The sequence below is a fragment of the Aeromicrobium sp. Root344 genome, assembly GCF_001425755.1.
Classification (GTDB): Bacteria; Actinomycetota; Actinomycetes; order Propionibacteriales; family Nocardioidaceae; genus Aeromicrobium.
In genome coordinates, this window is sequence record NZ_LMDH01000001.1 from 576,898 (window position 1) to 598,506 (window position 21,609).

At 69.6% G+C, this 21,609-nt stretch carries 22 protein-coding genes; 15 read left to right on the plus strand and 7 right to left on the minus strand.

The genetic code is table 11. The features are described from left to right. Positions 1 to 10 precede the first annotated feature (10 nt). The 8 genes from ASC61_RS02800 (at position 11) to ASC61_RS02835 (ending at position 8,045) form a co-directional block, all read left to right on the plus strand. Positions 11 to 1,105 (plus strand): GNAT family N-acetyltransferase, encoded by a 1,095-nt coding sequence (locus tag ASC61_RS02800; protein WP_056209047.1) that lies wholly within the window; start codon positions 11 to 13, stop codon positions 1,103 to 1,105. 105 nt (positions 1,106 to 1,210) lie between these two features. Further along, positions 1,211 to 1,777 carry a PadR family transcriptional regulator gene (locus tag ASC61_RS02805; protein WP_056209050.1) on the plus strand — a complete coding sequence of 189 codons (567 nt, stop codon included), beginning with the start codon at positions 1,211 to 1,213 and terminating at the stop codon, positions 1,775 to 1,777. Next, positions 1,756 to 3,279 carry a DHA2 family efflux MFS transporter permease subunit gene (locus tag ASC61_RS02810; RefSeq protein WP_056209054.1) on the plus strand — a complete coding sequence of 508 codons (1,524 nt, stop codon included), beginning with the start codon at positions 1,756 to 1,758 and terminating at the stop codon, positions 3,277 to 3,279. The genes ASC61_RS02805 and ASC61_RS02810 overlap by 22 nt, the downstream gene beginning before the upstream one ends. A 1-nt stretch (position 3,280) precedes the next feature. Further along, a complete protein-coding gene (gene purU / locus ASC61_RS02815) occupies positions 3,281 to 4,165 on the plus strand; it encodes a formyltetrahydrofolate deformylase (protein WP_056209057.1) in 885 nt (294 codons plus the stop codon). Positions 4,166 to 4,375: 210 nt separating this feature from the next. Then, a complete protein-coding gene (locus tag ASC61_RS02820) occupies positions 4,376 to 5,422 on the plus strand; it encodes a sulfate ABC transporter substrate-binding protein (protein WP_056209060.1) in 1,047 nt (348 codons plus the stop codon). Beyond that, positions 5,419 to 6,264, plus strand: coding sequence for a sulfate ABC transporter permease subunit CysT (gene cysT, locus ASC61_RS02825; RefSeq protein WP_082530415.1), 846 nt, complete (start codon positions 5,419 to 5,421; stop codon positions 6,262 to 6,264). The genes ASC61_RS02820 and cysT overlap by 4 nt, the downstream gene beginning before the upstream one ends. Positions 6,265 to 6,268: 4 nt before the next feature. Beyond that, entirely contained in the window at positions 6,269 to 7,087 is an 819-nt protein-coding gene (locus ASC61_RS02830; protein WP_056209062.1) for a sulfate ABC transporter permease, read from the plus strand. Next, the gene (locus ASC61_RS02835) at positions 7,077 to 8,045 is read left to right on the plus strand and encodes a sulfate/molybdate ABC transporter ATP-binding protein (RefSeq protein ID WP_056209064.1); all 969 of its coding nucleotides are present in this window, start codon (positions 7,077 to 7,079) and stop codon (positions 8,043 to 8,045) included. Before ASC61_RS02830 ends, ASC61_RS02835 begins: the two co-directional genes overlap by 11 nt. Here the strand turns inward: ASC61_RS02835 and ASC61_RS02840 are convergent. Beyond that, positions 8,035 to 9,240 carry an MFS transporter gene (locus ASC61_RS02840; RefSeq protein ID WP_056209067.1) on the minus strand — a complete coding sequence of 402 codons (1,206 nt, stop codon included), beginning with the start codon at positions 9,238 to 9,240 and terminating at the stop codon, positions 8,035 to 8,037. The genes ASC61_RS02835 and ASC61_RS02840 overlap by 11 nt on opposite strands. A 97-nt stretch (positions 9,241 to 9,337) precedes the next feature. Here ASC61_RS02840 and ASC61_RS02845 point away from each other — a divergent pair, with 97 nt between their 5' ends. After that, a complete protein-coding gene (locus tag ASC61_RS02845) occupies positions 9,338 to 10,513 on the plus strand; it encodes a winged helix DNA-binding domain-containing protein (RefSeq protein WP_200935382.1) in 1,176 nt (391 codons plus the stop codon). Here the strand turns inward: ASC61_RS02845 and ASC61_RS02850 are convergent. Then, positions 10,503 to 11,060, minus strand: coding sequence for a TetR/AcrR family transcriptional regulator (locus ASC61_RS02850; protein ID WP_056209071.1), 558 nt, complete (start codon positions 11,058 to 11,060; stop codon positions 10,503 to 10,505). The genes ASC61_RS02845 and ASC61_RS02850 overlap by 11 nt on opposite strands. 52 nt (positions 11,061 to 11,112) lie before the next feature. Here ASC61_RS02850 and ASC61_RS02855 point away from each other — a divergent pair, with 52 nt between their 5' ends. Then, the gene (locus tag ASC61_RS02855; protein WP_056209074.1) at positions 11,113 to 11,988 is read left to right on the plus strand and encodes an alpha/beta hydrolase family protein; all 876 of its coding nucleotides are present in this window, start codon (positions 11,113 to 11,115) and stop codon (positions 11,986 to 11,988) included. On the opposite strand, the gene ASC61_RS02860 is transcribed toward ASC61_RS02855, so the two are convergent. Then, the gene (locus ASC61_RS02860) at positions 11,985 to 14,198 is read right to left on the minus strand and encodes an NADP-dependent isocitrate dehydrogenase (RefSeq protein ID WP_056209077.1); all 2,214 of its coding nucleotides are present in this window, start codon (positions 14,196 to 14,198) and stop codon (positions 11,985 to 11,987) included. The two genes, ASC61_RS02855 and ASC61_RS02860, sit on opposite strands and share 4 nt — an antisense overlap. A 143-nt stretch (positions 14,199 to 14,341) precedes the next feature. Here ASC61_RS02860 and aqpZ point away from each other — a divergent pair, with 143 nt between their 5' ends. Together aqpZ and ASC61_RS02870 are read left to right on the plus strand one after the other, a co-directional pair. Further along, complete coding sequence (gene aqpZ / locus ASC61_RS02865; protein WP_056209079.1) at positions 14,342 to 15,049, plus strand: aquaporin Z; 708 nt, start codon at positions 14,342 to 14,344, stop codon at positions 15,047 to 15,049. A gap of 65 nt (positions 15,050 to 15,114) precedes the next feature. Continuing rightward, positions 15,115 to 15,306 carry a hypothetical protein gene (locus ASC61_RS02870; RefSeq protein ID WP_056209083.1) on the plus strand — a complete coding sequence of 64 codons (192 nt, stop codon included), beginning with the start codon at positions 15,115 to 15,117 and terminating at the stop codon, positions 15,304 to 15,306. Between the two features lie 57 nt (positions 15,307 to 15,363). Here ASC61_RS02870 and katG read toward each other — a convergent pair whose 3' ends face one another. Further along, complete coding sequence (katG, locus tag ASC61_RS02875) at positions 15,364 to 17,571, minus strand: catalase/peroxidase HPI (protein WP_082530416.1); 2,208 nt, start codon at positions 17,569 to 17,571, stop codon at positions 15,364 to 15,366. Then, the gene (locus ASC61_RS02880; protein WP_056209085.1) at positions 17,568 to 18,029 is read right to left on the minus strand and encodes a Fur family transcriptional regulator; all 462 of its coding nucleotides are present in this window, start codon (positions 18,027 to 18,029) and stop codon (positions 17,568 to 17,570) included. Before ASC61_RS02880 ends, katG begins: the two co-directional genes overlap by 4 nt. A 137-nt stretch (positions 18,030 to 18,166) precedes the next feature. Between ASC61_RS02880 and ASC61_RS02885 the strand changes: the two genes are divergently transcribed. Next, a complete protein-coding gene (locus ASC61_RS02885) occupies positions 18,167 to 19,156 on the plus strand; it encodes a malate dehydrogenase (protein ID WP_056209089.1) in 990 nt (329 codons plus the stop codon). A gap of 78 nt (positions 19,157 to 19,234) precedes the next feature. Here the strand turns inward: ASC61_RS02885 and ASC61_RS19910 are convergent, their stop codons facing one another. After that, positions 19,235 to 19,510 carry a DUF3017 domain-containing protein gene (locus ASC61_RS19910; protein WP_056209092.1) on the minus strand — a complete coding sequence of 92 codons (276 nt, stop codon included), beginning with the start codon at positions 19,508 to 19,510 and terminating at the stop codon, positions 19,235 to 19,237. Further along, positions 19,507 to 20,358 (minus strand): bifunctional methylenetetrahydrofolate dehydrogenase/methenyltetrahydrofolate cyclohydrolase, encoded by an 852-nt coding sequence (locus ASC61_RS02895; RefSeq protein WP_056209096.1) that lies wholly within the window; start codon positions 20,356 to 20,358, stop codon positions 19,507 to 19,509. The genes ASC61_RS19910 and ASC61_RS02895 overlap by 4 nt, the downstream gene beginning before the upstream one ends. Positions 20,359 to 20,421: 63 nt before the next feature. On the opposite strand from ASC61_RS02895, the gene ASC61_RS02900 reads away from it, so the two are divergent. Further along, entirely contained in the window at positions 20,422 to 21,069 is a 648-nt protein-coding gene (locus ASC61_RS02900; RefSeq protein WP_056209099.1) for a TetR/AcrR family transcriptional regulator, read from the plus strand. Beyond that, positions 21,066 to 21,605, plus strand: a complete 540-nt coding sequence (locus ASC61_RS02905; RefSeq protein WP_200935383.1) for a YbaK/EbsC family protein — start codon at positions 21,066 to 21,068, stop codon at positions 21,603 to 21,605. Before ASC61_RS02900 ends, ASC61_RS02905 begins: the two co-directional genes overlap by 4 nt. Positions 21,606 to 21,609 lie beyond the last annotated feature (4 nt).

A 21,609-nucleotide genomic window follows, 5' to 3' on the forward strand; every position in this document is an offset into this window, starting at 1 on the left:
CCTGCGCCCGATGAAGTGGCCGCTCAACGTCCCGGTCCTCAGCGACGGGATCGTGACGCTTCGCGCACACGTGCCGGCTGACACCGACGGCCTCGTCGAGATGGCCGGCGACGCCGAGATGCAGCGGTGGACGGCGATCCCCGTCCCCAACACGCGGGAGATGAGCGAGCAGTACGCCTTCACGGTGCTGCCGCGCGGCTGGAACGACGGCACGCACCGCGGCTGGGCGATCGAGGTCGACGGCCGGTTCGCCGGCAACGTCGACGTCCGCCAGGCGCCGATCGCCGACATCGGGTTCGCGCTGCACCCGTGGGCGCGCGGCCGCGGCGTCATGACCCGCGCCGTACGCCTTGCGGTCGACTGGGCCCTCAGCGAGGGCGGCGTCGAGATCGTGCACTGGCGGTCGCACGTGGGCAACGAGGCGTCGCTCCGCGTCGCCCAGCAGACCGGGTTCAGCCTGCACGGGCTCGTTCCGGGCATGCTCCACGAGCGCGGTCAGGTGCTCGACGCGTGGACGGGCTCGTTCCGGTTCGGCGACAGCCCCGTGCCTCGCACCCCCTGGGCCGAGTCCGTGGTGCTGGAGTCCGATCGCGTACGCCTGCGGCCGTTCACCCACGCCGACGTGCCGCGGGTCGTGGAGGCGTGCAGCGACCCGGTGAGCCGGCACTTCCTGGCCGGGCTCCCCCATCCCTACACGCCGGCCATCGCCCGCAGCTATCTCGCCGACTGCGTGTGGCAGGCGGCGACCGGGGCCAAGGCCACCTGGGCGATCGCGGACGTCGAGACCGACGAGCTGCTGGGCAACATCGCGGTGATGGACATGCTCGGCATCAATCCCACGTCTGGCGAGATCGGCTACTGGATGCATCCTGCGGCGAGGGGCCAAGGTCTCATGACCGAGGCCGTGCGGATGGTCGTACGCCATGCGCTCGATCCCGACGGCCTCGACCGGCGTCGTCTCGTGCTCTACGCCGCCGCCGACAACCCCGCCAGCAACGCGGTCGCGGTGGCCGCCGGCTATCGGCACTACGGCACGCAGCGCGCGGCCGAGCGCCTGGGCGACGGGTCGTACGACGACCTGCACGGCTACGAGCTGCTTCGCTGACGCGGTTCTGTCGCACCCGGTCGCCAGACTGGTTGCGACATGCACATGTCGTGCTATATATTCCACGAGGAATAATTCGTACGGAATGAACCGGAAGGAGCATCGATGACCCTGACCCCCCTCGCGGTCGCGACCCTTGCGCTCGTCAACGAGCGGCCGATGCATCCCTACGAGATGTACCAGCTGCTGCTCGACCGCCGTGAGGACCGCATGATCAAGGTCCGCCCCGGCTCGCTCTACCACACGGTCGAGCGGCTCCACGCGGCCAAGCTCCTGGAGGTCACCGGCACCACGCGCGAGGGCAACCGGCCCGAGCGCACGACCTACGCCATGACCGACGCCGGGCGCGAGGCCCTCACGGCACGCATCAGGGAGCTGCTCAGCCGCCCGGTCCGCGAGTACCCGCACTTCCCCGTCGCCCTCGACGAGGCGCACAACCTGCCGCCCGAGCAGGCGGCCGCCGACCTCACGGCGTACGCAGACGCGCTCGACGAGGAGATCCTCGAGATCTCCACCGTGCTCGACGGAGTCCGCGAACGCGACCTCGCCGAGGCCTACTGGATCGGCGGCGACTACCTGCTCAGCATCACGACGTTCCAGCGCGACTGGATCCGTACCCTCATCACCCGCATCGAGAGCAAGGAGCTCACGTGGCAACCTCCCCAGCACTGAAGACCGACCTGCCTGACGACTACCGGCCGTGGCCGGCGCTGTGGGCCATGGTCATCGGCTTCTTCATGATCCTCGTCGACAACACGATCGTCTCGGTCGCGACACCGGCGATCTCGACCGACCTCGACGCCGACGTCAACAGCGTCATCTGGGTCACCAGCGCCTACCTCCTGGCCTACGCCGTCCCGCTCCTCGTGACCGGACGGCTGGGCGACCGCTTCGGGCCCAAGAACGTCTACCTGCTCGGCCTCGTGATCTTCACGCTCGCGTCGTTGTGGTGCGGCCTGACCGGCAGCATCGAGATGCTGATCCTGGCTCGTGTCGTGCAGGGCATCGGCGCCTCGCTCATCACGCCGCAGACCATGGCGGTCATCACCCGCACGTTCCCCGCAGCCAAGCGCGGCAGCGCCATGGCCCTGTGGGGTGCGACCGCCGGCGTCGCGACCCTTGTCGGCCCGATCCTCGGCGGCGTCCTGGTCGACAGCCTCGGCTGGGAGTGGATCTTCTTCATCAACGTGCCGGTCGGCATCGTCGGCTTCGTGCTGGCTGCGCGACTCGTCCCGGTCCTGCCGACCCACACGCACAGCTTCGACTGGCTCGGCGTCGCCCTGAGCGGCATCGGCGTGTTCCTCGTCGTGTTCGGGATCCAGGAGGGCGAGAAGTACGACTGGGGCACGATCTCCGGCATCATCAGCGTCCCGTTGCTCATTGCGCTCGGCGTCCTGGTGTTCGCCGCCTTCATCTGGTGGCAGGGCCGTATCCGCAAGGAGCCGCTCGTGCCACTCGGGCTGTTCCGCGACCGCAACTTCTCGCTGGGCAACGGCGGCATCGCGATGGTCTCGCTGGCCATCACCGCCATGGCGCTGCCGTTCCAGTTCTACGCCCAGGGTGCCCGCGGCTGGAGCCCCACCGAGTCGGCGCTTCTGATGGCGCCGATGGCGGTCGTGCTGATGGTGCTGTCGCCGTTCGTCGGCAAGCTGGTCGACAAGGTCCACCCGCGCAACATCACGATGGTGGGCTTCGGCACCGCGACGGTGTCGATGGCGTGGCTCGCGCTGATCATCCGTCCCGACACGCCGGTGTGGCAGATGCTGCTGCCGATGGCGCTGTTCGGCGTCTCCAACGCCTGCATGTGGGCGCCGCTCGGGGCGACCGCGACCCGCAACCTGCCGATGAGCTCGGCCGGTTCCGGCGCCGGCGTCTACAACACGACGCGCCAGATCGGTGCGGTACTCGGCAGCGCGGCTGTCGCGGCACTGATCCAGGCTCGCCTCACCGCCAACGGCCTCGGCGACTCGTCGAGCTCCGTCCAGGCGTCGGGCAAGAGCATGCCGGAGCAGATCCAAGGACCGTTCTCGGACGCGATGGCGCAGTCGCTCATCCTGCCCGTCGTCGCGTTCGCGGTCGGCTTCGTCCTGATGATCTTCTTCGCCAAGCCGTCGCACGCCGGCCACGCCGGCGCGCCGCCGGCGGCCGCACAGCCGGTGCCCGTGGCCGAGTGACATGAGCTCGAAGGCACCCGACCACACCTACAGTGGTCGGGTGCCTTCGACGTTCGTCCTGACGCTGTCGTGCCCCGACCGCCCGGGGCTCGTCTATGCCGTCACGCGATGGATCGCCGAGGCCGGCGGCAACATCCTCGACAGCCAGCAGTTCTCCGACACCAGCGACGACGAGTTCTTCCTCCGGGTCCACTTCACCGTGGTCGATTCCTCGTCGGCTGCGGAGCTCAGCGAGCGCTTCGCCCTCTTGGCCGCAGAGCACCGCATGGCGTACCGACTGGTGGTCGCGGAGATCGCGATCCGGACGCTCGTGCTGGTGTCCAAGGAGGGCCACTGCCTCAACGACCTGCTCTACCGGCAGAGCACCGGGGCGCTCAACATCGAGATCCCGGCCATCGTGTCGAACCACCCCGACCTCGCGCGCCTCGCCGCGGCGTACGACGTGCCGTTCCACCACGTGCCCGTCGTCGACAAGGCTGACGCCGAGGCCCGGATGCTGGCCCTGGTCGACGAGCTCGACATCGACCTCGTGGTGCTGGCGCGCTACATGCAGATCCTGTCCGACGACACCTGCCGGCGGCTCGAGGGCCGGGCCATCAACATCCACCACAGCTTCCTGCCGAGCTTCAAGGGCGCGCGGCCCTATCAGCAGGCCCACGATCGCGGGGTCAAGCTGATCGGCGCGACGGCACACTACGTCACCGCGGCGCTCGACGAGGGACCGATCATCGACCAGGGCGTGCTGCGCGTCGATCACCGCATGACCGCCGCCGACCTCGCCCGGGTGGGCCGCGACGTCGAGTCGCAGACGCTGTCGCGCGCCGTGCAGCTGCACGCGGAGTCACGTGTCCTGATGAACGGCCCCCGCACCGTCGTGTTTGCCTGAGCCAGCATGCGTCGAGTTCACAGGCGCCAACCACGGCCAATGGCGCCCGTAACGTCACATTTCGCGGGAGCTGCGGGACGTGTGACCTGCACCATCTCGACATGCAGGCATGCGTCTCGCATCCTGAGATTTGTTCGCGCGCGTCCTCAACGCACCTAGTTTGAGGTCCGGAGCACGCACGGTAGCGTGCCCTGACCCCGAGGCAGGACGATGACGATCACCCGCAGGAACCTGATGGCCGGAGCCGCGATCGCGGCGAGCGTAGCGATGCTGACCGCCTGTGCACCGTCCTCCTCCGATGACAGCTCGACGTCGGCCGGCAAGAAGTCGACGTTGTCGCTCGTGGCCTACTCCGTGCCCAAGGCGGCGGACGGCGCGCTCGAGAAGGCGTTCGCCAAGACCGATCCCGGCGCCGGCGTCACCTGGAAGCAGTCCTACGGCCCTTCCGGCGACCAGAGCCGCGCCGTCGTCGGCGGCCTCAAGGCCGATGTCGTGCACTTCTCGCTGACGCCCGACGTCACCCGCCTCGTCGACGAGGGCCTCGTCGACAAGTCGTGGGACCAGAACGCCAACAAGGGCATCCTGTCGACGTCGGTCGTCGCGATCGTCGTGCGCAAGGGCAACCCCAAGCACATCGAGTCGTTCGCCGACCTCGCCAAGCCCGGGGTCGGCATCGTGACCCCCAACCCTGGCTCGTCGGGCTCGGCGCGCTGGAACATCCTCGCGGCGTACCAGTCGGTCATCGCCAACGGCGGCAGCGAGGCGGACGCCAAGGCGTACCTCAAGAAGCTGTTCGCCAACGTCAAGGCGCTGCCCGGCAGCGGCCGCGACGCGACGACCGCGTTCCAGGGCGGCACGGGTGACGTGCTGCTGTCGTACGAGAACGAGGCGATCTTCGCGCGGCAGAGCGGCGAGGACGTCGACTACGTCGTCCCGAAGCAGAACCTGCTGATCGAGAACCCCGCCGCCGTCACGACCAAGGCAGCACCCGCGGCGGCCAAGTTCCTCGACTTCGGGATCAGCGCCGAGGGCCAGGGCATCTTCGCGCAGTACGGCTTCCGGCCGGTCGCGTCCGTCCAGGGCGTCAACGTCGGCACCGTCAAGGGCGCGAACGACCCGGCCAACCCGTTCCCGAAGATCGACGAGCTGTTCACGATCGACAAGACCTTCGGTGGCTGGTCGGCCGTCAACGACAAGTTCTTCGACGAGAAGAGCGGCATCATCACCAAGATCATCGCGGAGTCCGGCAAGTCGTGACGACCGAGATCCAGCCTGCTCCGGGCGCGACGCGCAAGCGTCGCGCCCGGAGCGCCACGTCACTGACGCGATCCTCGGGCATCGGCCTGGGGCTCGCGGTGACATGGTTCAGCCTGCTCGTCCTGATCCCGCTCGCCCTGGTCGTCATCCAGTCGGCGGACGGCGGCTGGCAGACGTTCCGCGACACCCTGACCAACTCCCAGACCGCGGCAGCGCTGCGCCTGACGGTGACGCAGGCGCTCATCGTGACGCTCGTCAACGTCATGTTCGGCACGCTCATCGCATGGGTCCTCGTCCGGGACCACTTCTGGGGCAAGCGGATCCTCGAGGTCATCATCGACATCCCGTTCGCGCTGCCGACGATCGTGGCCGGGCTCGTGCTGCTGAGCCTCTACGGCCCGGACAGCCCGATCGGCATCAACGTCGCCAACACCGAGCGTTCGGTCTTCCTCGCGCTGCTGTTCGTGACGCTCCCCTTCGTCGTACGCACCGTCGAGCCGGTCCTGCTGGAGCTCGATCCCGAGGTCGAGGAGGCCGCCGCGTCGCTCGGCGCCAGCCGCTTCACGACCCTGCGCCGCATCCTGCTGCCGGCCCTCGCGCCCGCGATCACCGCCGGTGCCGCGCTGTCGTTCGCCCGCGGCATCAGCGAGTACGGCTCGCTGGTCCTGCTCTCGGGCAACCTGCCCAACAAGACCGAGGTCGCCTCGGTGCGCATCCTGACCTACATCGAGAACGGCAACGAGGCCGCCGCTGCCTCGGTGGCGGTGCTCCTGCTCGGGGTTGCGCTGATCGCGATCATCCTGCTGCAGGTCCTGACGAATGCGGTGTCGCGCCGTGCCTAGCCGTATGCGACAGCCCAAGACCACCGGCACGTACGTCCGCCGGGGCCTGGTCATCGCCTACCTGTTCCTGCTCGTCGCCTGGCCCGTGTCGCTCGTCGTCAAGCACACGTTCGACGGCGGGCTCGACAACCTGCAGACCGCGCTGTCGGACCCCGACGTCGTGTTCGCCCTGCAGCTCACGGTCTACGTCGCGGTGTGGGCCGTCGTGATCAACACGATCTTCGGGGTCGGCGTCTCGCTGCTGCTGGTGCGCTACGACTTCCCGGGCCGTGGCATCCTGTCGGCGCTGATCGACCTGCCGCTTTCGGTCTCGCCGATCGTCGTCGGTCTCGCGCTGCTCCTGACGTACGGGAGCACCAACGGCCTCCTGGGACCGAGCCTCAGGGACGCCGGCATCCAGGTCGCGTTCGCCCCGCTCGGCATCATCCTCGCGACAGCGTTCGTCAGCCTCCCGCTCGTGATCCGCGAGCTCGTGCCGGTGCTCCACGAGATCGGCACCGACCAGGAGCAGGCGGCGCGCAGCCTGGGGGCGGGTCCGTGGCAGACGTTCCGCCGCATCACACTCCCCTCGGTCAAGTGGGCGCTGGTCTACGGCGTCGTGCTGAGCCTCGCCCGGTCGCTCGGCGAGTTCGGCGCCGTCAAGATCATGTCGGGCAACATCGCCGGCCAGACCCAGACCGCCACGCTGAGCGTGGAGGAGAAGTACCAGGACTTCCAGCAGGGCACGGCGTACGCCACGAGCTTCCTGCTCGCACTGATCGCGGTCGCGGCGCTGGTCGTCGTCTCCGTGCTCCGACCGAAGGAGAACCCCGATGGGGATTGAGATCCGCGGCATCAACAAGTTCTTCGGCGACTTCGTCGCCCTGGAGGACATCAACCTCAGCATCCCCAGCGGACAGCTCACGGCCCTGCTCGGGCCGAGCGGTGGTGGCAAGTCGACGCTGCTGCGCATCATCGCGGGCCTCGAGTCCTCCGACAGCGGAACCGTCGAGATCGAGGGCGTCGACACCACCAACGTGCCGGCGCAGAAGCGCAACGTCGGCTTCGTGTTCCAGCACTACGCCGCGTTCAAGCACATGACCGTGGCCAAGAACATCGCGTTCGGACTCGAGATCCGCAAGCGCCCCAAGGACGAGGTCAAGGACCGCGTCCAGGAGCTGCTCAAGCTCGTCCACCTCGAGCAGTGGTCCGACCGGCTGCCGTCGCAGCTCTCGGGCGGCCAGCGACAGCGCATGGCGCTGGCCCGTGCGCTCGCGATCGAGCCCAGCGTGCTGCTGCTCGACGAGCCGTTCGGCGCGCTCGACGCCAAGGTCCGCAAGGAGCTCCGAGACTGGCTGCGGCGCCTGCACGACGAGGTGCACGTGACGACGGTCTTCGTGACGCACGACCAGGAGGAGGCGCTCGAGGTCTCCGACAGCCTCGTCGTGATCAACGAGGGCCGCATCGAGCAGATCGGCTCCCCCGACGACCTGTACGACCGGCCGGCCAGCGACTTCGTGCTGTCGTTCCTCGGCCCGGTCACCCGGCTCGGCGACCACCTCATCCGGCCCCACGACATCGAGATCTCGCGCTACGAGCAGGCGGCGACCGCGACCGGCCGGATCACGCGGTGGACGCGCGTCGGCTTCGAGATCCGCCTCGAGGTGACCCCCGACGACAAGCTCCACCCCGACCCGATCCAGGTCGTGGTGACCCGCGCGGAGGCGACGGCGCTCGGCCTGCACGAGGGTGACCAGGTGTGGCTGCGTCCGCAGGCCGGCGTCGAGCCGGTCAGGGCCTGACGGAGCGGCGCTGCGCCGCGACGCCGACGGCGAAGATCGCGACACCGGCGATCGCGAGCCCGGCTCCGACGAGGCTCGACGCCCGATAGCCGTAGCCCGCGGCGATCGCGACGGACCCGAGCCAGGCGCCCAGGCCGTTCGCGATGTTGAGCGCCGAGTGGTTGAGCGCGGCACCGAGCATCTGCGCATCACCGGCGGCATGCATCAGGCGTACCTGCAGGTTGATCGCGACGATCGAGCTGATCATCGCCACCGTGAAGACGAGGATCATCGCCGGCAGGACGTGGGGCGCCGCGAAGAAGAACGCGACCAGGGCGACCGCCGTGGCCACGAAGCCGTAGAGGATCGAGCGCTCGACGTTCCAGTCCGCGAGGACACCGGCAGCCCATGAGCCGAGGACCGAGCCGACGCCGAACGCCAGGGCGAACCACGGGATCCACGACTCGGACTGGTCGGCGACCTTGGTGACCAGTGGTGCGATGTAGCTGTACATCGCGAACAGTCCGCCGAAGCCGACCATGCCGGCCGAGACCGCGTAGAGCACCTGCGGACGCTTGAGCGCGGCCAGCTCGCCGCGCAGCGAGGCGTCGGTGTTGGCCGGCGAGTGCGGCACGAAGGCGTAGATCATGAGCGCCGTGGCGATCGTGATGCCGAGGACGACCCAATAGGCGCTGCGCCAGCCGAGGTGCTGGCCGAGAGCCGTGCTCGCCGGCACCCCGACGACGGTGGCGACCGACAGGCCGAGCATGACCGAGCTGACGGCCCGGCCCTTGTACTCCGGGCGTACGAGCGAGGCGGCGATGAGGGAGGCGACCCCGAAGTAGGCGCCGTGCGGCAGGCCGGCCACGAAGCGGGCGAGCATCACGGGCAGATAGCCGCTGGCCATCGCGGTGATCGCATTGCCGACGCCGAGCGCCAGGATCAGGCCGATCGCCAGCTCCCGCTTGGGCAACCGGGCGCCGAGCGACACGATGATCGGGGCACCGACGACGACCCCGAAGGCGTACGCCGTGATGATGTGACCCGTCGTCGCGTTGGACCGGTGGATGCCGTCCGCGATCTCCTCGAGCAGGCCCATCGTCATGAACTCGGTCGTGCCGATCGCGAATCCGCCGAGGGCAAGCGCCAGCAGCGCCAGGGACACGTGCTTGGTGCGCGTCCTGGTCGCGGGCGTCGTCTCGAGGGTGCTCACCACAGGTACAAGTCTCCCAGCGGGTCCGGTTGTTCCACGAATCGAGACAGTGTGCGTCCCCTCACGCGCTTCTGTGGGCGGCGACTGCCACGCTGTCGGTATGCGGGTGATCTCCGACGCCGAGCGGCGCGCACGTCTGGGCCGGCGCCACGCGCTCGCCGCCGAGCATCGCGCACAGACCGTGGTCGACGCGGCCCGCGCTGTCGTGGCCCTGCACGGCACCGACCCCGCCACGACGGTCCTGTCCGCCCTGGCTCGCACCCGCAAGGCGGCACCGGCCGATGTCGAGCGAGCGCTCTACGACGACCGCAGCCTCGTGCGGGTGCTGTCGATGCGGCGCACGGTGTTCGCGGTCCCCCGCGAGGTCGCCCCTGTGTGCCTCGCCGGCGCCTCCGACATCGTCGCGACTGAGCAGCGCAGGCTGCTGGTCAAGGCGCTCGCCGAGGCCGGGATCGCCGGCGACCTCGACGACTGGGTCAACCGTGCCGAGCAGTCGGCGCTGGCGGCGATCGACGCGGCCGGCGAGGTCACCAGCACCGAGCTCTCGCAGGCGGATCCGCTCCTGGCCACCCGGGTCCAGCTCGGCAGCGGCAAGTTCGTGGCCACCCCCACCGTCGCCAGCCGACTCCTGACGCTGTTGTCGGCCGAGGGCAGCGTCGTCCGCACGCGACCGCGGGGCACCTGGACGTCGACGCAGTTCCGGTGGGCCACCATGGCGTCGTGGTGCGACCTCGGCGAACGACCCGATGCCGCCACCGCCGCGACGGAGCTGGCCCGGCTGTGGTTCGAGGCGTACGGTCCGGCGACGCTCGACGACCTGCAGTGGTGGACCGGCTGGACCAAGACCCGCACGCGCGCGGCCGTGGCGCCGCTCGAGACCGTCGAGGTCGCGCTCGACGGTCGGCCCGGCCTTGTCCTGGCCGGCGACGTCGAGCCGGTCGAGGCGCCCGATCCGTGGGTCGCCCTGCTGCCCGCCCTCGATCCCTCGGCGATGGGCTGGAAGCACCGCGACTTCGTGCTGGGCCCGCATCGCGAGCGCCTCTTCGACGTCAACGGCAACGCCGGTCCGACCGTGTGGGTCGACGGACGCATCGTCGGGGGCTGGGCCCAGCGTGACGACGGCGACGTGGTGTTCACGCTGTTGCAGGACATCGGCACGGAGTCGACCGCCGCGGTGCAGCAGGCAGCAGCCGACCTGACGACGACCCTGGGCGACGTACGCCTCAAGGCGCGTGCCCGTGGCTGGACGCTCGTCGAGAAGGACCTCAGGGCTTGATGGCGTCGCGGATCAGAGCCCTGAGCTCCGCTGCGACCGCCTCGAGCGGCTCCGGGCTGCGCTGGCTCCGCGCCATCACCACCGCACCCTCGAGGCTGCCGACGATGAGCCACGCGAGGCGCTCGGCGCGCTCGGGTGTCACCCCGTCACGGGTCAGCACCGTGACCAGCATTCCCTGCCACCGCAGGAACACCGCCGCGGCCGCGCTGGCGGTCGTGACGTCCTCGGTCGCGACGGCGAGGATCGGACAGCTCGCCTCGTAGTCGCTCTTCGCCAGGAACTCCCGCCAGTTGGCGATGAAGGCGTCGAGCACGGCGAGTGCGCCATCGTCCGCGGCCCGACCCAGGACCTTCTCGACCCGGCCGGAGACCCATCCGACGGCCTCGTCGACCAGCTGCTCCTTGCCGCCGGGGAAGTAGTGATAGGTCGAGCCGAGCGGCGCTCCGGTGAACTTCGCGAGCTCGCGGACGCTCGTCGCTCCGACGCCGCGCTCGCCGATCAGCTGTGCCGCGCCGGCGACCATCTTCGTACGGGGATCGAGGGGCATGGCCACAGCATACCCTTGACTATGACAGTCGTCATAGCCTAGCGTCGGCGCTATGACGAACGTTATAGACGAGCAGCTCTGGGACACCATCACCTTCTCCGCCGACGACGGCTACGAGCTGCGCGGGCGCTGGTTCGAGCCGAACGGCGAGACGCGCGGCGTCGTCCTCATCGTCCCGGCGATGGCGACGACCGCGGCCTACTACGCGACGTTCGCCTCATGGCTGCGCGACCGCGGTTTCGCGGTGATGACGTTCGACTACCGCGGCTATGGCGAGTCGCTCGACGGTCCGATGCGCGAGGTCACGAACGACCTCGTGCGCTGGGCGCTCGACGCCCGCGACGCACTCGACCATGCGCACGTACGCGCGCAGGGCCGCCCGGTCACCTGGCTCGGCCACAGCCTGGGCGGCCAGGTCCTGCCGTTCGCCGACCACGCCAAGGCCGATCGTGCCATCAGTGTCGCGGCGGGCACTGGCTACTGGCGGCACAACACTCCGAGCGCCCGGCGCAAAGCGCCCCTGCTGTGGAAGGTCATCGCTCCGGCAGCCATTGCGGTTGCCGGCTACTTCCCCGGCAAGCGGCTCGGCATCCTCGGCGATCTCCCACCCAACGTCATGCGGCAGTGGGCTCGCTGGTGCATGCACCCGGACTACCTGCTCGCCGAGCTGCCCGCGATGCGCGACGAGTTCGCCGCGGTCCAGATCCCCATGGCTTCGGTGTCGTTCACCGACGACGAGCTGATGTCGGCGACCAGCATCAGCATGCTCGACGCGCTCTACACGGCCGTCGACACGACACACATGCGCTACACCCCGCAGCAGCTGGGCGTCGACCGCATGGGCCACTTCGGGTTCTTCCGGCACAACCAGGTGGACCTGTGGGACGAGCTGGTCCTGCCGCACCTCGCCGTGCGGCGTACCGCCTAGCCCAGGATGCCCAGGACCTCGGAGAACGTCGTCGACGGGCGCATGACCTGCGTGACCTTGGCGTCGTCCGGCCGGAAGTAGCCGCCGATGTCGGCCGGCGAACCCTGCACCGCCAGCAGCTCGTCGTTGATCTTCTGCTCGTTGGCCGCGAGCGAGCCCGCGACCTCCGCGAACGCGGCCGCGAGGTCGGCGTCCTCGGTCTGCGCCGCGAGCTCCTGCGCCCAGTAGAGGGCGAGGTAGAAGTGGCTGCCGCGGTTGTCGATCTCGCCGACCTTGCGGCTCGGTGACTTGTTCTCGTTGAGGAACGTGCCGGTCGCCCGGTCGAGCGTGTCGGCGAGGATCTGCGCCCGCGCGTTGCCGGTCGTCGTCGCCATGTGCTCGAAGCTCGACGCCAGCGCGAGGAACTCGCCGAGGCTGTCCCAGCGCAGGTGGTTCTCCTTGACGAGCTGCTGCACGTGCTTGGGCGCCGAGCCGCCGGCGCCGGTCTCGAACAGTCCGCCGCCGTTGATCAGCGGGACGATCGACAGCATCTTGGCGCTGGTGCCGAGCTCGAGGATCGGGAACAGGTCGGTGTTGTAGTCGCGCAGCACGTTGCCGGTCACCGAGATCGTGTCCTCACCGCGGCGGATGCGGTCGATCGAGAACTGCGTGGCCTCGGCCGGCGCCATGATCTCGATCTGCAGGCCGTCGGTGTCGTGCTCGGGCAGGTAGGCCTCGACCTTGGCGATCAGGTTGGCGTCGTGGGCGCGGCTCGGGTCGAGCCAGAACACGGCGGGGGTCTGCGAGGCCCGTGCGCGGGTCACGGCGAGCTTGACCCAGTCGCGGATCGGCACGTCCTTGGTCTGGCAGGCACGCCAGATGTCGCCCGCCTCGACGGCGTGCTCGAGCACGACGGTGCCGGCCTGGTCGACGACCTGCACGGTTCCGTCACGATCGATCTCGAACGTCTTGTCGTGGCTGCCGTACTCCTCGGCGGCCTGCGCCATGAGTCCCACGTTGGGGACCGAGCCCATCGTCGTCGGGTCGTAGGCACCATTGGCCCGGCAGTCGTCGATGACGGTCTGGTAGACCCCGGCGTACGAGCTGTCGGGGATCACCGCGAGCGTGTCGGCCTCGTTGCCGTCGGGGCCCCACATGTGGCCCGACGTCCGGATCATGGCCGGCATCGACGCGTCGACGATGACGTCGCTGGGGACGTGCAGGTTGGTGATGCCCTTGTCGGAGTCGACCATCGCGAGGGCGGGGCCGTCGGCGATGCCCTGCTCGATCGCGGCCTTGATCTCGGCGCCGTTGGGCAGCGCGTCGAGACCGGCGAGGATCGAGCCGAGCCCGTTGCTGGGGCTCAGGCCGGCCGCGGCGAGGTCGTCGCCGTACGCCGCGAAGACCTCCGGCAGGAACGCCTTGACGACGTGTCCGAAGATGATCGGGTCGGACACCTTCATCATGGTCGCCTTGAGGTGCACCGAGAACAGCACGCCCTCGTCCTTGGCGCGCTGGACCTGCGCCGCGAGGAACGCGTCGAGCGCGGCGGCGCGCATCACGGTGGCGTCGACGACCTCACCCGCGAGCACCGGGACGGCGTCCTTGAGGACCGTCGTCGTGCCGTCCTCGCCGACCAGGCGAATGCTGAGCGTGTCATCGGCGTCGAGGACGATCGACTTCTCGTTGGAGCGGAAGTCGTCGGCGCCCATCGTGGCGACGTTGGTCTTGGAGTCGCTGCTCCACGCACCCATCGAGTGCGGGTGCGCCTTGGCGAAGTTCTTGACCGAGGCGGGTGCGCGGCGGTCGGAGTTGCCCTCACGAAGGACGGGGTTGACCGCGCTGCCCTTGACCTTGTCGTAGCGGGAGCGGACGTCCTTGTCCTCGTCGGTCTGCGGGTTGTCGGGGTAGTCCGGCAGCGCGTAGCCGTGGCCCTGCAGCTCGGCGATCGCGGCCTTGAGCTGCGGGACCGAGGCGCTGATGTTGGGCAGCTTGATGATGTTGGCCTCGGGCGTCTTGGCCAGGTCGCCCAGCTCGGAGAGCGCGTCGCCGATCTGCTGCTCGGGGGGCAGCCGGTCGCCGAACAGCGCGATGATGCGGCCCGCCAGCGAGATGTCCCGGGTCTCGACCTCGACGCCGGCCGTCGAGGCGTACGCCGCGATGACGGGGAGGAACGAGTAGGTGGCCAGCAGCGGCGCCTCGTCGGTGTGGGTGTAGATGATCTTGGCCATGAGTGCGACGACTCCTACGTGTGGATCAAAGATTGTTTGACATCAAGATATCTCACCGACACAGACGCTCTCAGCGTCCCCCAGTCACGGCTGCCGGCGCCCTACCCTGTGAGGCAGGTCACACATACCTCAGGAGGCCCACGATGGCAGCACCCACCACTTCCCACAAGCTGGGCGCCGAGGCGCTCGGCACGTTCTGGCTCGTCCTCGGCGGCGTCGGCACCGCGGTCCTGGCCGGCAACGAAGGCGGCGTCGGCACCCTCGGCATCGCCTTGGCGTTCGGCCTGACGGTCCTCACCGGCGCGTACGCGTTCGGGCCCATCTCCGGCGGGCACTTCAATCCCGCCGTGACGGTCGGCCTCGCGATGGCCAAGCGGTTCGACTGGAAGGACGCGCCCGGCTACTTCGCGGCCCAGCTCGCCGGGGCGACGATCGCCGGTGGCGTGCTGTTCGTCATCGCGCACGGTGCCGACGGCTTCGACGCCACGGCAAGCGGCTTCGGGGCCAACGGCTACGGCGACCACTCCCCCGGCGGCTACAGCCTCCTGGCGGTCATCATCACCGAGATCGTGCTGACGGCGTTCTTCCTGTACGTGATCTTCGGAGCGACGGCCAAGCGTGCAGCGGTCGGGTTCTCCGGATTGGCGATCGGGCTCGCGCTGACCTTGATCCACCTGATCTCGATCCCCGTTGACGGCACGTCGGTCAACCCGGCCCGCTCCTTGGGCGTCGCCTGGTTCGCCGGTGGCGACCACCTCGCGCAGGTCTGGGTGTTCATCCTCGCGCCGGTCATCGGTGCCGCGATCGCCGGCGTCACGCACGCGATGATCGTCGGGGACGACACCGACTGACACTTCCATTGCGAATGGTTGTCTGAGACGATCCACGTCCGACCTCGAACCCACCGGGAGACACCATGACCCTCACCATCGTCATCATCGGGGTCGCCGTCGTCGCCGGACTCTGCATCGCCCTCCAACGCCGCTCATCCGGCACAGGCGAGACCGAGCGCGATGTCCCGCCCATCAGGCCCACGGCGGACGGCACCCACCAGGGCCGTTCCCCCGGCGCCGATGGCGGTGGCATGTCCTACTACAACGGCGGCTGAGGGTCGCTGCACGACGAAGGGCCCGGGACGCGCGTCCCGGGCCCTTCGTCGTACGACTCAGCGCAGGTCGAAGTGGTCGAGCTCGCTGACCTTGACCCATGCCGCGACGAAGTCCTTGACGAACTTCTCCTTGGCGTCGTCGCTGCCGTAGACCTCGGCCAGCGCGCGAAGCTGCGAGTTCGAACCGAAGACGAGATCGACGGCCGTTGCCGTTCGGGTCACCTCACCCGAGACCCGGTCACGACCCTCGTAGACGTTCTCCGCAGCCTCCGACGCCTTCCACTCCGTGCCCATGTCGAGCAGGGTGACGAAGAAGTCGTTGGTCAGTGCGCCGGGGCGATCGGTGAACACGCCGTGCTGCGCGCCTCCATGGTTGGTCCCGAGTGCCCGCATGCCGGCCACCAGGACCGCCGTCTCCGGGGCCGTGAGCGCGAGCATGTTGGCGCGGTCGAGCAGCAACGTCTCGGGCGGCAGCTTCTCACCGGATCGCAGATAGTTGCGGAAGCCGTCGGCCCGCGGCTCGAGGACCGCGAACGAGTCGACGTCGGTGTCCTCCTGCGAGGCGTCGGTGCGGCCCGGGTGGAACGGCACCTCGACCTCGACGCCCGCGTCGCGCGCGGCCTGCTCGACCGCAGCCGCGCCACCCAGCACGATCAGGTCGGCCAAGGAGACCTTCTTGCCGCTGGACTGCGCTGCGTTGAAGTCCTGCTGGACCTGCTCGAGCGTCGACAGCACGGTGGCCAGCTGCTCGGGCTGGTTGACCTCCCAGCTCCGCTGCGGCTCGAGGCGGATGCGGGCACCGTTGGCACCGCCGCGCTTGTCGGTGTCGCGGTAGCTAGCGGCCGATGCCCAGGCCGTCGTCGCGAGCTGCGAGACGGACAGGCCCGAGCCCAGGAGCGTACGCTTCAGCGCTGCGATGTCGCCCGCGTCGATCAGCTCGTGGTCGACGGCCGGGACGGGGTCCTGCCACAGCTGCGGCTCCGGGACCCAGGGGCCCAGGTAGCGCGAGATCGGGCCCATGTCACGGTGCAGCAGCTTGTACCAGGCCTTGGCGAACTGCTCGGCGAACTCCTCTGGGTTGTCGAGGTAGCGGCGCGAGATCTCGCCGTAGATCGGGTCCTCGCGCAGCGCCAGGTCGGTGGTCAGCATCGTCGGAACGCGCTTCTTGGCCGGGTCGAACGGGTCGGGCTGGTCCGCCTCGGCGCCCACGGCAGTCCACTGGTGCGCGCCCGCGGGGCTCTTGGTGAGCTCCCACTCGTGACCGAACAGGTTCTGGAAGAAGCCCATGCTGAACTTCGTCGGCGTGCTGGTCCAGGTGACCTCGAGGCCGCTGGTGATCGCGTCGGCGCCCTTGCCGCTGCGGAACGTGCTCTTCCAGCCGAGGCCCTGCTCCTCGAGCGGGGCGGCCTCGGGCTCGGGTCCGACGTGGTCGGCCGGTCCGGCGCCGTGGGTCTTGCCGAACGAGTGGCCACCAGCGATCAGCGCCACAGTCTCCTCGTCGTTCATCGCCATCCGCGCGAACGTCTCACGGATGTCGCGAGCCGCGGCGAGCGGATCGGGCTCGCCGTTGGGGCCTTCGGGGTTGACGTAGATCAGGCCCATCTGGACGGCGCCCAGCGGACCGCTCAGCTCGCGGTCGCCGCTGTAGCGCTCGTCGCCCAGCCAGGTGTCCTCCGGACCCCAGATGATCTCCTCGGGCTCGAAGATGTCCTCACGACCAAAGCCGAAGCCGAACGTCTTGAAGCCCATCGACTCGAGCGCGACGTTGCCGGCCAGCACCAGCAGGTCGGCCCACGAGATCTGGTTGCCGTACTTCTTCTTGACCGGCCACAGGAGGCGACGCGCCTTGTCGAGGCTCGCGTTGTCGGGCCAGCTGTTGAGCGGGGCGAAGCGCTGGCTGCCGTCACCGGCGCCGCCGCGGCCGTCCGCGATGCGATAGGTGCCGGCGGCGTGCCAGCTGAGGCGGATGAAGAGCGGTCCGTAGTGGCCGTAGTCAGCCGGCCACCAGTCCTGCGACGTGGTCATGACCTCGGTGATGTCGGCCTTCAGCGCGTCGACGTCGAGGGCGCCGAACGCCTCGGCGTAGTCGAAGTCGTCGCCGAGCGGGCTCGAGGCGGGCGAGTGCTGGTGCAGCACCTGCAGGTCGAGCTGGTTGGGCCACCAGTCCTTGTTGGTCCTCGGCCGCCCGTCCTTGGGCTCGGGCGAGTCGATCGCCGGGTTCTCGCTCTCGCTGCCGTTGGCGTGCGGGTCATGGGACTCGGTCATGGGGTTCCTTCCGGGATCTGGCGAACAGTGGAGGTGGTGCTGGCGGAGCAGTCGGGGCAGGTGCCCCAGTAGGTCACCTCGGCCTCGTCGATCGAGAAGCCGTGGTCGTTGGATGCCGTGAGACAGGGCGCGCTGCCGTGGGCGCAGTCGACGTCGGCGATCGCACCGCACGAGCGGCACACGACGTGGTGGTGGTTGTCGCCCACCCGCAGCTCGAACCGCGCCGGCGAACCAGCCGGCTCGATGCGGCGTACGAGCCCCACGGCGGTGAGCGCCTTGAGAACGTCGTAGATCGCCTGGGTCGACACCGTGCCGAGCTCAGCACGCGCCGCATCGGAGATCGAGTCGACGTCGGCGTGAGGCTGCCGGCCGAGAACCTCGATGACCGCGAGCCGCGGCCGGGTCACCCGCAGACCGGCGTCGCGCAGATGCGCGACGGGGTCCGTGAGCATGGGCATGCGGCCATGCAATCACCTTTTCTGGAATCATTCAAGAATATGCCCGTGAACGTCTCGTGAACGCAGGGTCGGGTGGGCCGCCCACGGTGCGGGTGCGCTAGTTTCGAAAGGAACCCCAGCCTCAAGGAGCACTTCTCGTGAGCACAACCCCCGTCAAGGTCGCCGTCACCGGCGCCGCCGGCCAGATCGGCTACAGCCTCCTCTTCCGTCTCGCCAGCGGATCACTGCTCGGCCCCGACACCCCGATCCAGCTGCAGCTGCTCGAGATCACGCCCGCGCTCAAGGCGCTCGAAGGCGTCGTCATGGAGCTCGACGACTGCGCGTTCCCGACCCTCGCCGGCGTCGAGATCGGCGACGACGCCGAGAAGATCTTCGACGGCGTCAACCTCGCCCTGCTCGTCGGTGCGCGCCCCCGCGGTCCCGGCATGGAGCGCGGCGACCTGCTCGAGGCCAACGGCGCGATCTTCACGGCGCAGGGCAAGGCCCTCAACTCCGTCGCCGCCGACGACGTACGCATCGGGGTCACCGGCAACCCGGCCAACACCAACGCCCTGATCGCGATGTCCAACGCGCCCGACATCCCCAAGGAGCGCTTCAGCGCCCTGACCCGCCTCGACCACAACCGGGCGATCTCGCAGCTCGCGGCCAAGACCGGCGCGTCGGTCACCGACATCAAGAAGATGACGATCTGGGGCAACCACTCCGCGACCCAGTACCCCGACATCTTCCACGCCGAGATCGCCGGCAAGAACGCCGCCGAGACCGTGGGCGACCAGGCCTGGATCGAGAACGACTTCATCCCGACCGTCGCCAAGCGCGGCGCGGCGATCATCGAGGCGCGCGGCTCCTCGTCCGCCGCCTCCGCCGCCTCGGCCACGATCGATGCTGCCCGCGACTGGCTGCACGGCACGCCCGAGGGTGACTGGGCGTCGATGGCCGTCGTCTCCGACGGTTCGTACGACGTACCCGAAGGCCTGATCTACTCGTTCCCCGTCACGACCCAGGACGGCAACTGGGAGATCGTCCAGGGCCTCGAGATCGACGAGTTCTCGCGCGGCCGCATGGACGCCACCGCCGCCGAGCTCATCGAGGAGCGCGACGCGGTCAAGGAGCTCGGCCTCATCTGAGCCGACGCCCCGAGATTTGGATCGAGGTGCACCACCCCTGAGTCAGGGATGGTGCACCTCGATCCATTTCTGGGTGCGTCAGGTGGGCTGGCCGGGGATGACGACGGCGAGCACGACGAGCGCGACCCCGAGGGTCGACATCCAGAACACGTCGAACGCCTTGCCGCGCACGCGCAGCATGCCCGTGTGGTCGATCGGGACGACGACCCGAGCCAGTGCGCCCACGACGAACGCCGCACCGATCACGATGACGCCGGTGCGCCACGGCCCGGCGACGACGATCACCAGTCCGGCGAGCACCGCCAGCAGGTGCAGCAGGTAGAGCTGCGAGCCGCGGCTCCGCGGGCCGATCACGGGTGGAGTCGCTCCGCGGTCTCCACGACGTTGGCCAGCAGCATCGCGCGGGTCATGGGCCCCACACCGCCGGGGTTGGGCGAGATCCAGCCCGCCACCTCGTACGCCTTGGGGTCGACGTCGCCGACGATGCCGTTGTCGTCGCGGCTCACCCCGACGTCGAGCAGCGCCGCGCCGGGCTTGACCATGTCGGCAGAGATGATGCCGGGGACACCTGCCGCGGCGATGACGATGTCGGCGCGCTGCACCTCGGCGGCGAGGTCGCGCGTGCCGGTGTGGCACAGCGTGACGGTGGCGTTCTCGCTGCGGCGGGTCAGCAGCAGCCCCATCGGGCGGCCGACCGTGATGCCGCGGCCGACGACGACGACGTGCTGGCCGGCGATCGGCACGTCGTGGCGGCGCAGGAGCTCGATGATGCCCCGCGGCGTGCACGGCAGCGGCGCTTCCTTGCCCAGTACGAGCCAGCCGAGGTTGGTCGGGTGGAGGCCGTCGGCGTCCTTGGCCGGGTCGATGCGGCCGATCACGGCGTTCTCGTCGAGGCCCTTGGGCAGCGGCAGCTGGACGATGTAGCCCGTGCACGCAGGATCTGCGTTGAGCTCGTCGACGGCAGCCTCGACCTCAGCCTGCGTCGCGGTGTCGGGCAGGTCGATGCGCAGCGACTCGATGCCGACCTGGGCGCAGTCGCGGTGCTTGCCCGCGACGTACCACTGGCTACCGGGATCGTTGCCGACGAGGATCGTCCCGAGACCCGCGGTGATGCCGCGCTCACGGAGCGCGTCCACGCGCACGCGGAGCTCGTCCTTGATCGCGGCCGCAACCGCCTTGCCGTCGAGAATCTGCGCCGTCACGGCACGAGTCTTTCACGACGGCACCGGGTCAGGGTGGACCGGGCGCCCCCTTAGACTCCCTGCATGACGAGCCGCGCACAGCTGTCGCAGGAGCGCAGCCGGCTGCGCCGCGACGAGCTGCTGGCCGCCGCGATCGAGCTGTTCGCCGAGGGTGGCTCCCGCGCGATCACGCACCGAGCCGTCGCCGCCCGCGCAGGTCTGCCGTCGGCCACCACGACGTACTACTTCGAGTCGATCGGCGATCTCATCCGCGAGGCGCTCGGCGCCCACATCGACCAGTGGTCGCGTGACCTCGAGGCGTTGGCTGCGGTCGACATCGGCGTCGATGTCAGCCTCGACGACGCCTCGCAACTCATCTCCCGGGTGTTCGCCGTGCGGGGTCCCGAGGTCGCCGCCCTCGAGCTGGCGATCTTCCTCGCCGCCGCGCGGGTGCCTGAGCTCCGCGACAACGCCGCTCGGTCGATGCAGGCGTTCGAGGATCTCGCGACGAGCCTCCTGGGCCGCGTCGGCATCCACGAGCCCGGCGCGCTCGCCGCCTCGATCGTCGCGCTGATCACCGGCACCGCCGTACGACGACAGTCCGGCCTCTACTCCGAGGACGAGGAAGCCCGCCTGCTCGTCTCGGCGATCCGCGGGCTCGTCGCCGCCCACGCGATCGGGCCGGAAGGCGTCGACCGTACGCTCGCCGACCTCCGCAAGGCCCAGCAGTGACGGTGCGCCTCGGGTCGCTCGAGCTCGAGCCGGCACAGGAAGAGCTGCTCGCACCTCCGGTGGCCGCCGCCCTCGCCGTGCTGCCCGCCCTCGCCGCCCGAGCGCACACCGCGGCGATCGACCCCGATCTGGCCGAGACAGCAGCCCTGACCGAGCGGTTCGACCTCGACGCCGACATGTCGGCCAACTGCGTCATCGTGCTGGGCAAGCGTGGCGGCGAGCTCCGCCCGGCGGCCTGCGTGATCCTGTCGAGCACCCGCGCCGACGTCAACGGGCTCGTACGCCGCACGCTCGACACGCGCAAGTGCTCGTTCGCCCCGCAGGACTGGGCGGTCGACGAGACCGGCATGGAGTACGGCGGCATCACCCCCGTGGGCGTGCCCGAGGGATGGCCGATCCTCGTCGACCACGCCGTCATCGAGCAGCCCTGGGTCCTGCTGGGCAGCGGCCTGCGCCGGTCGAAGCTCGCGCTGCCCGGAGCATCACTCGCCGAGCTGCCCGGTGCCCAGGTCCTGGAGGGCCTCGGCCTGCGCTGAGCCC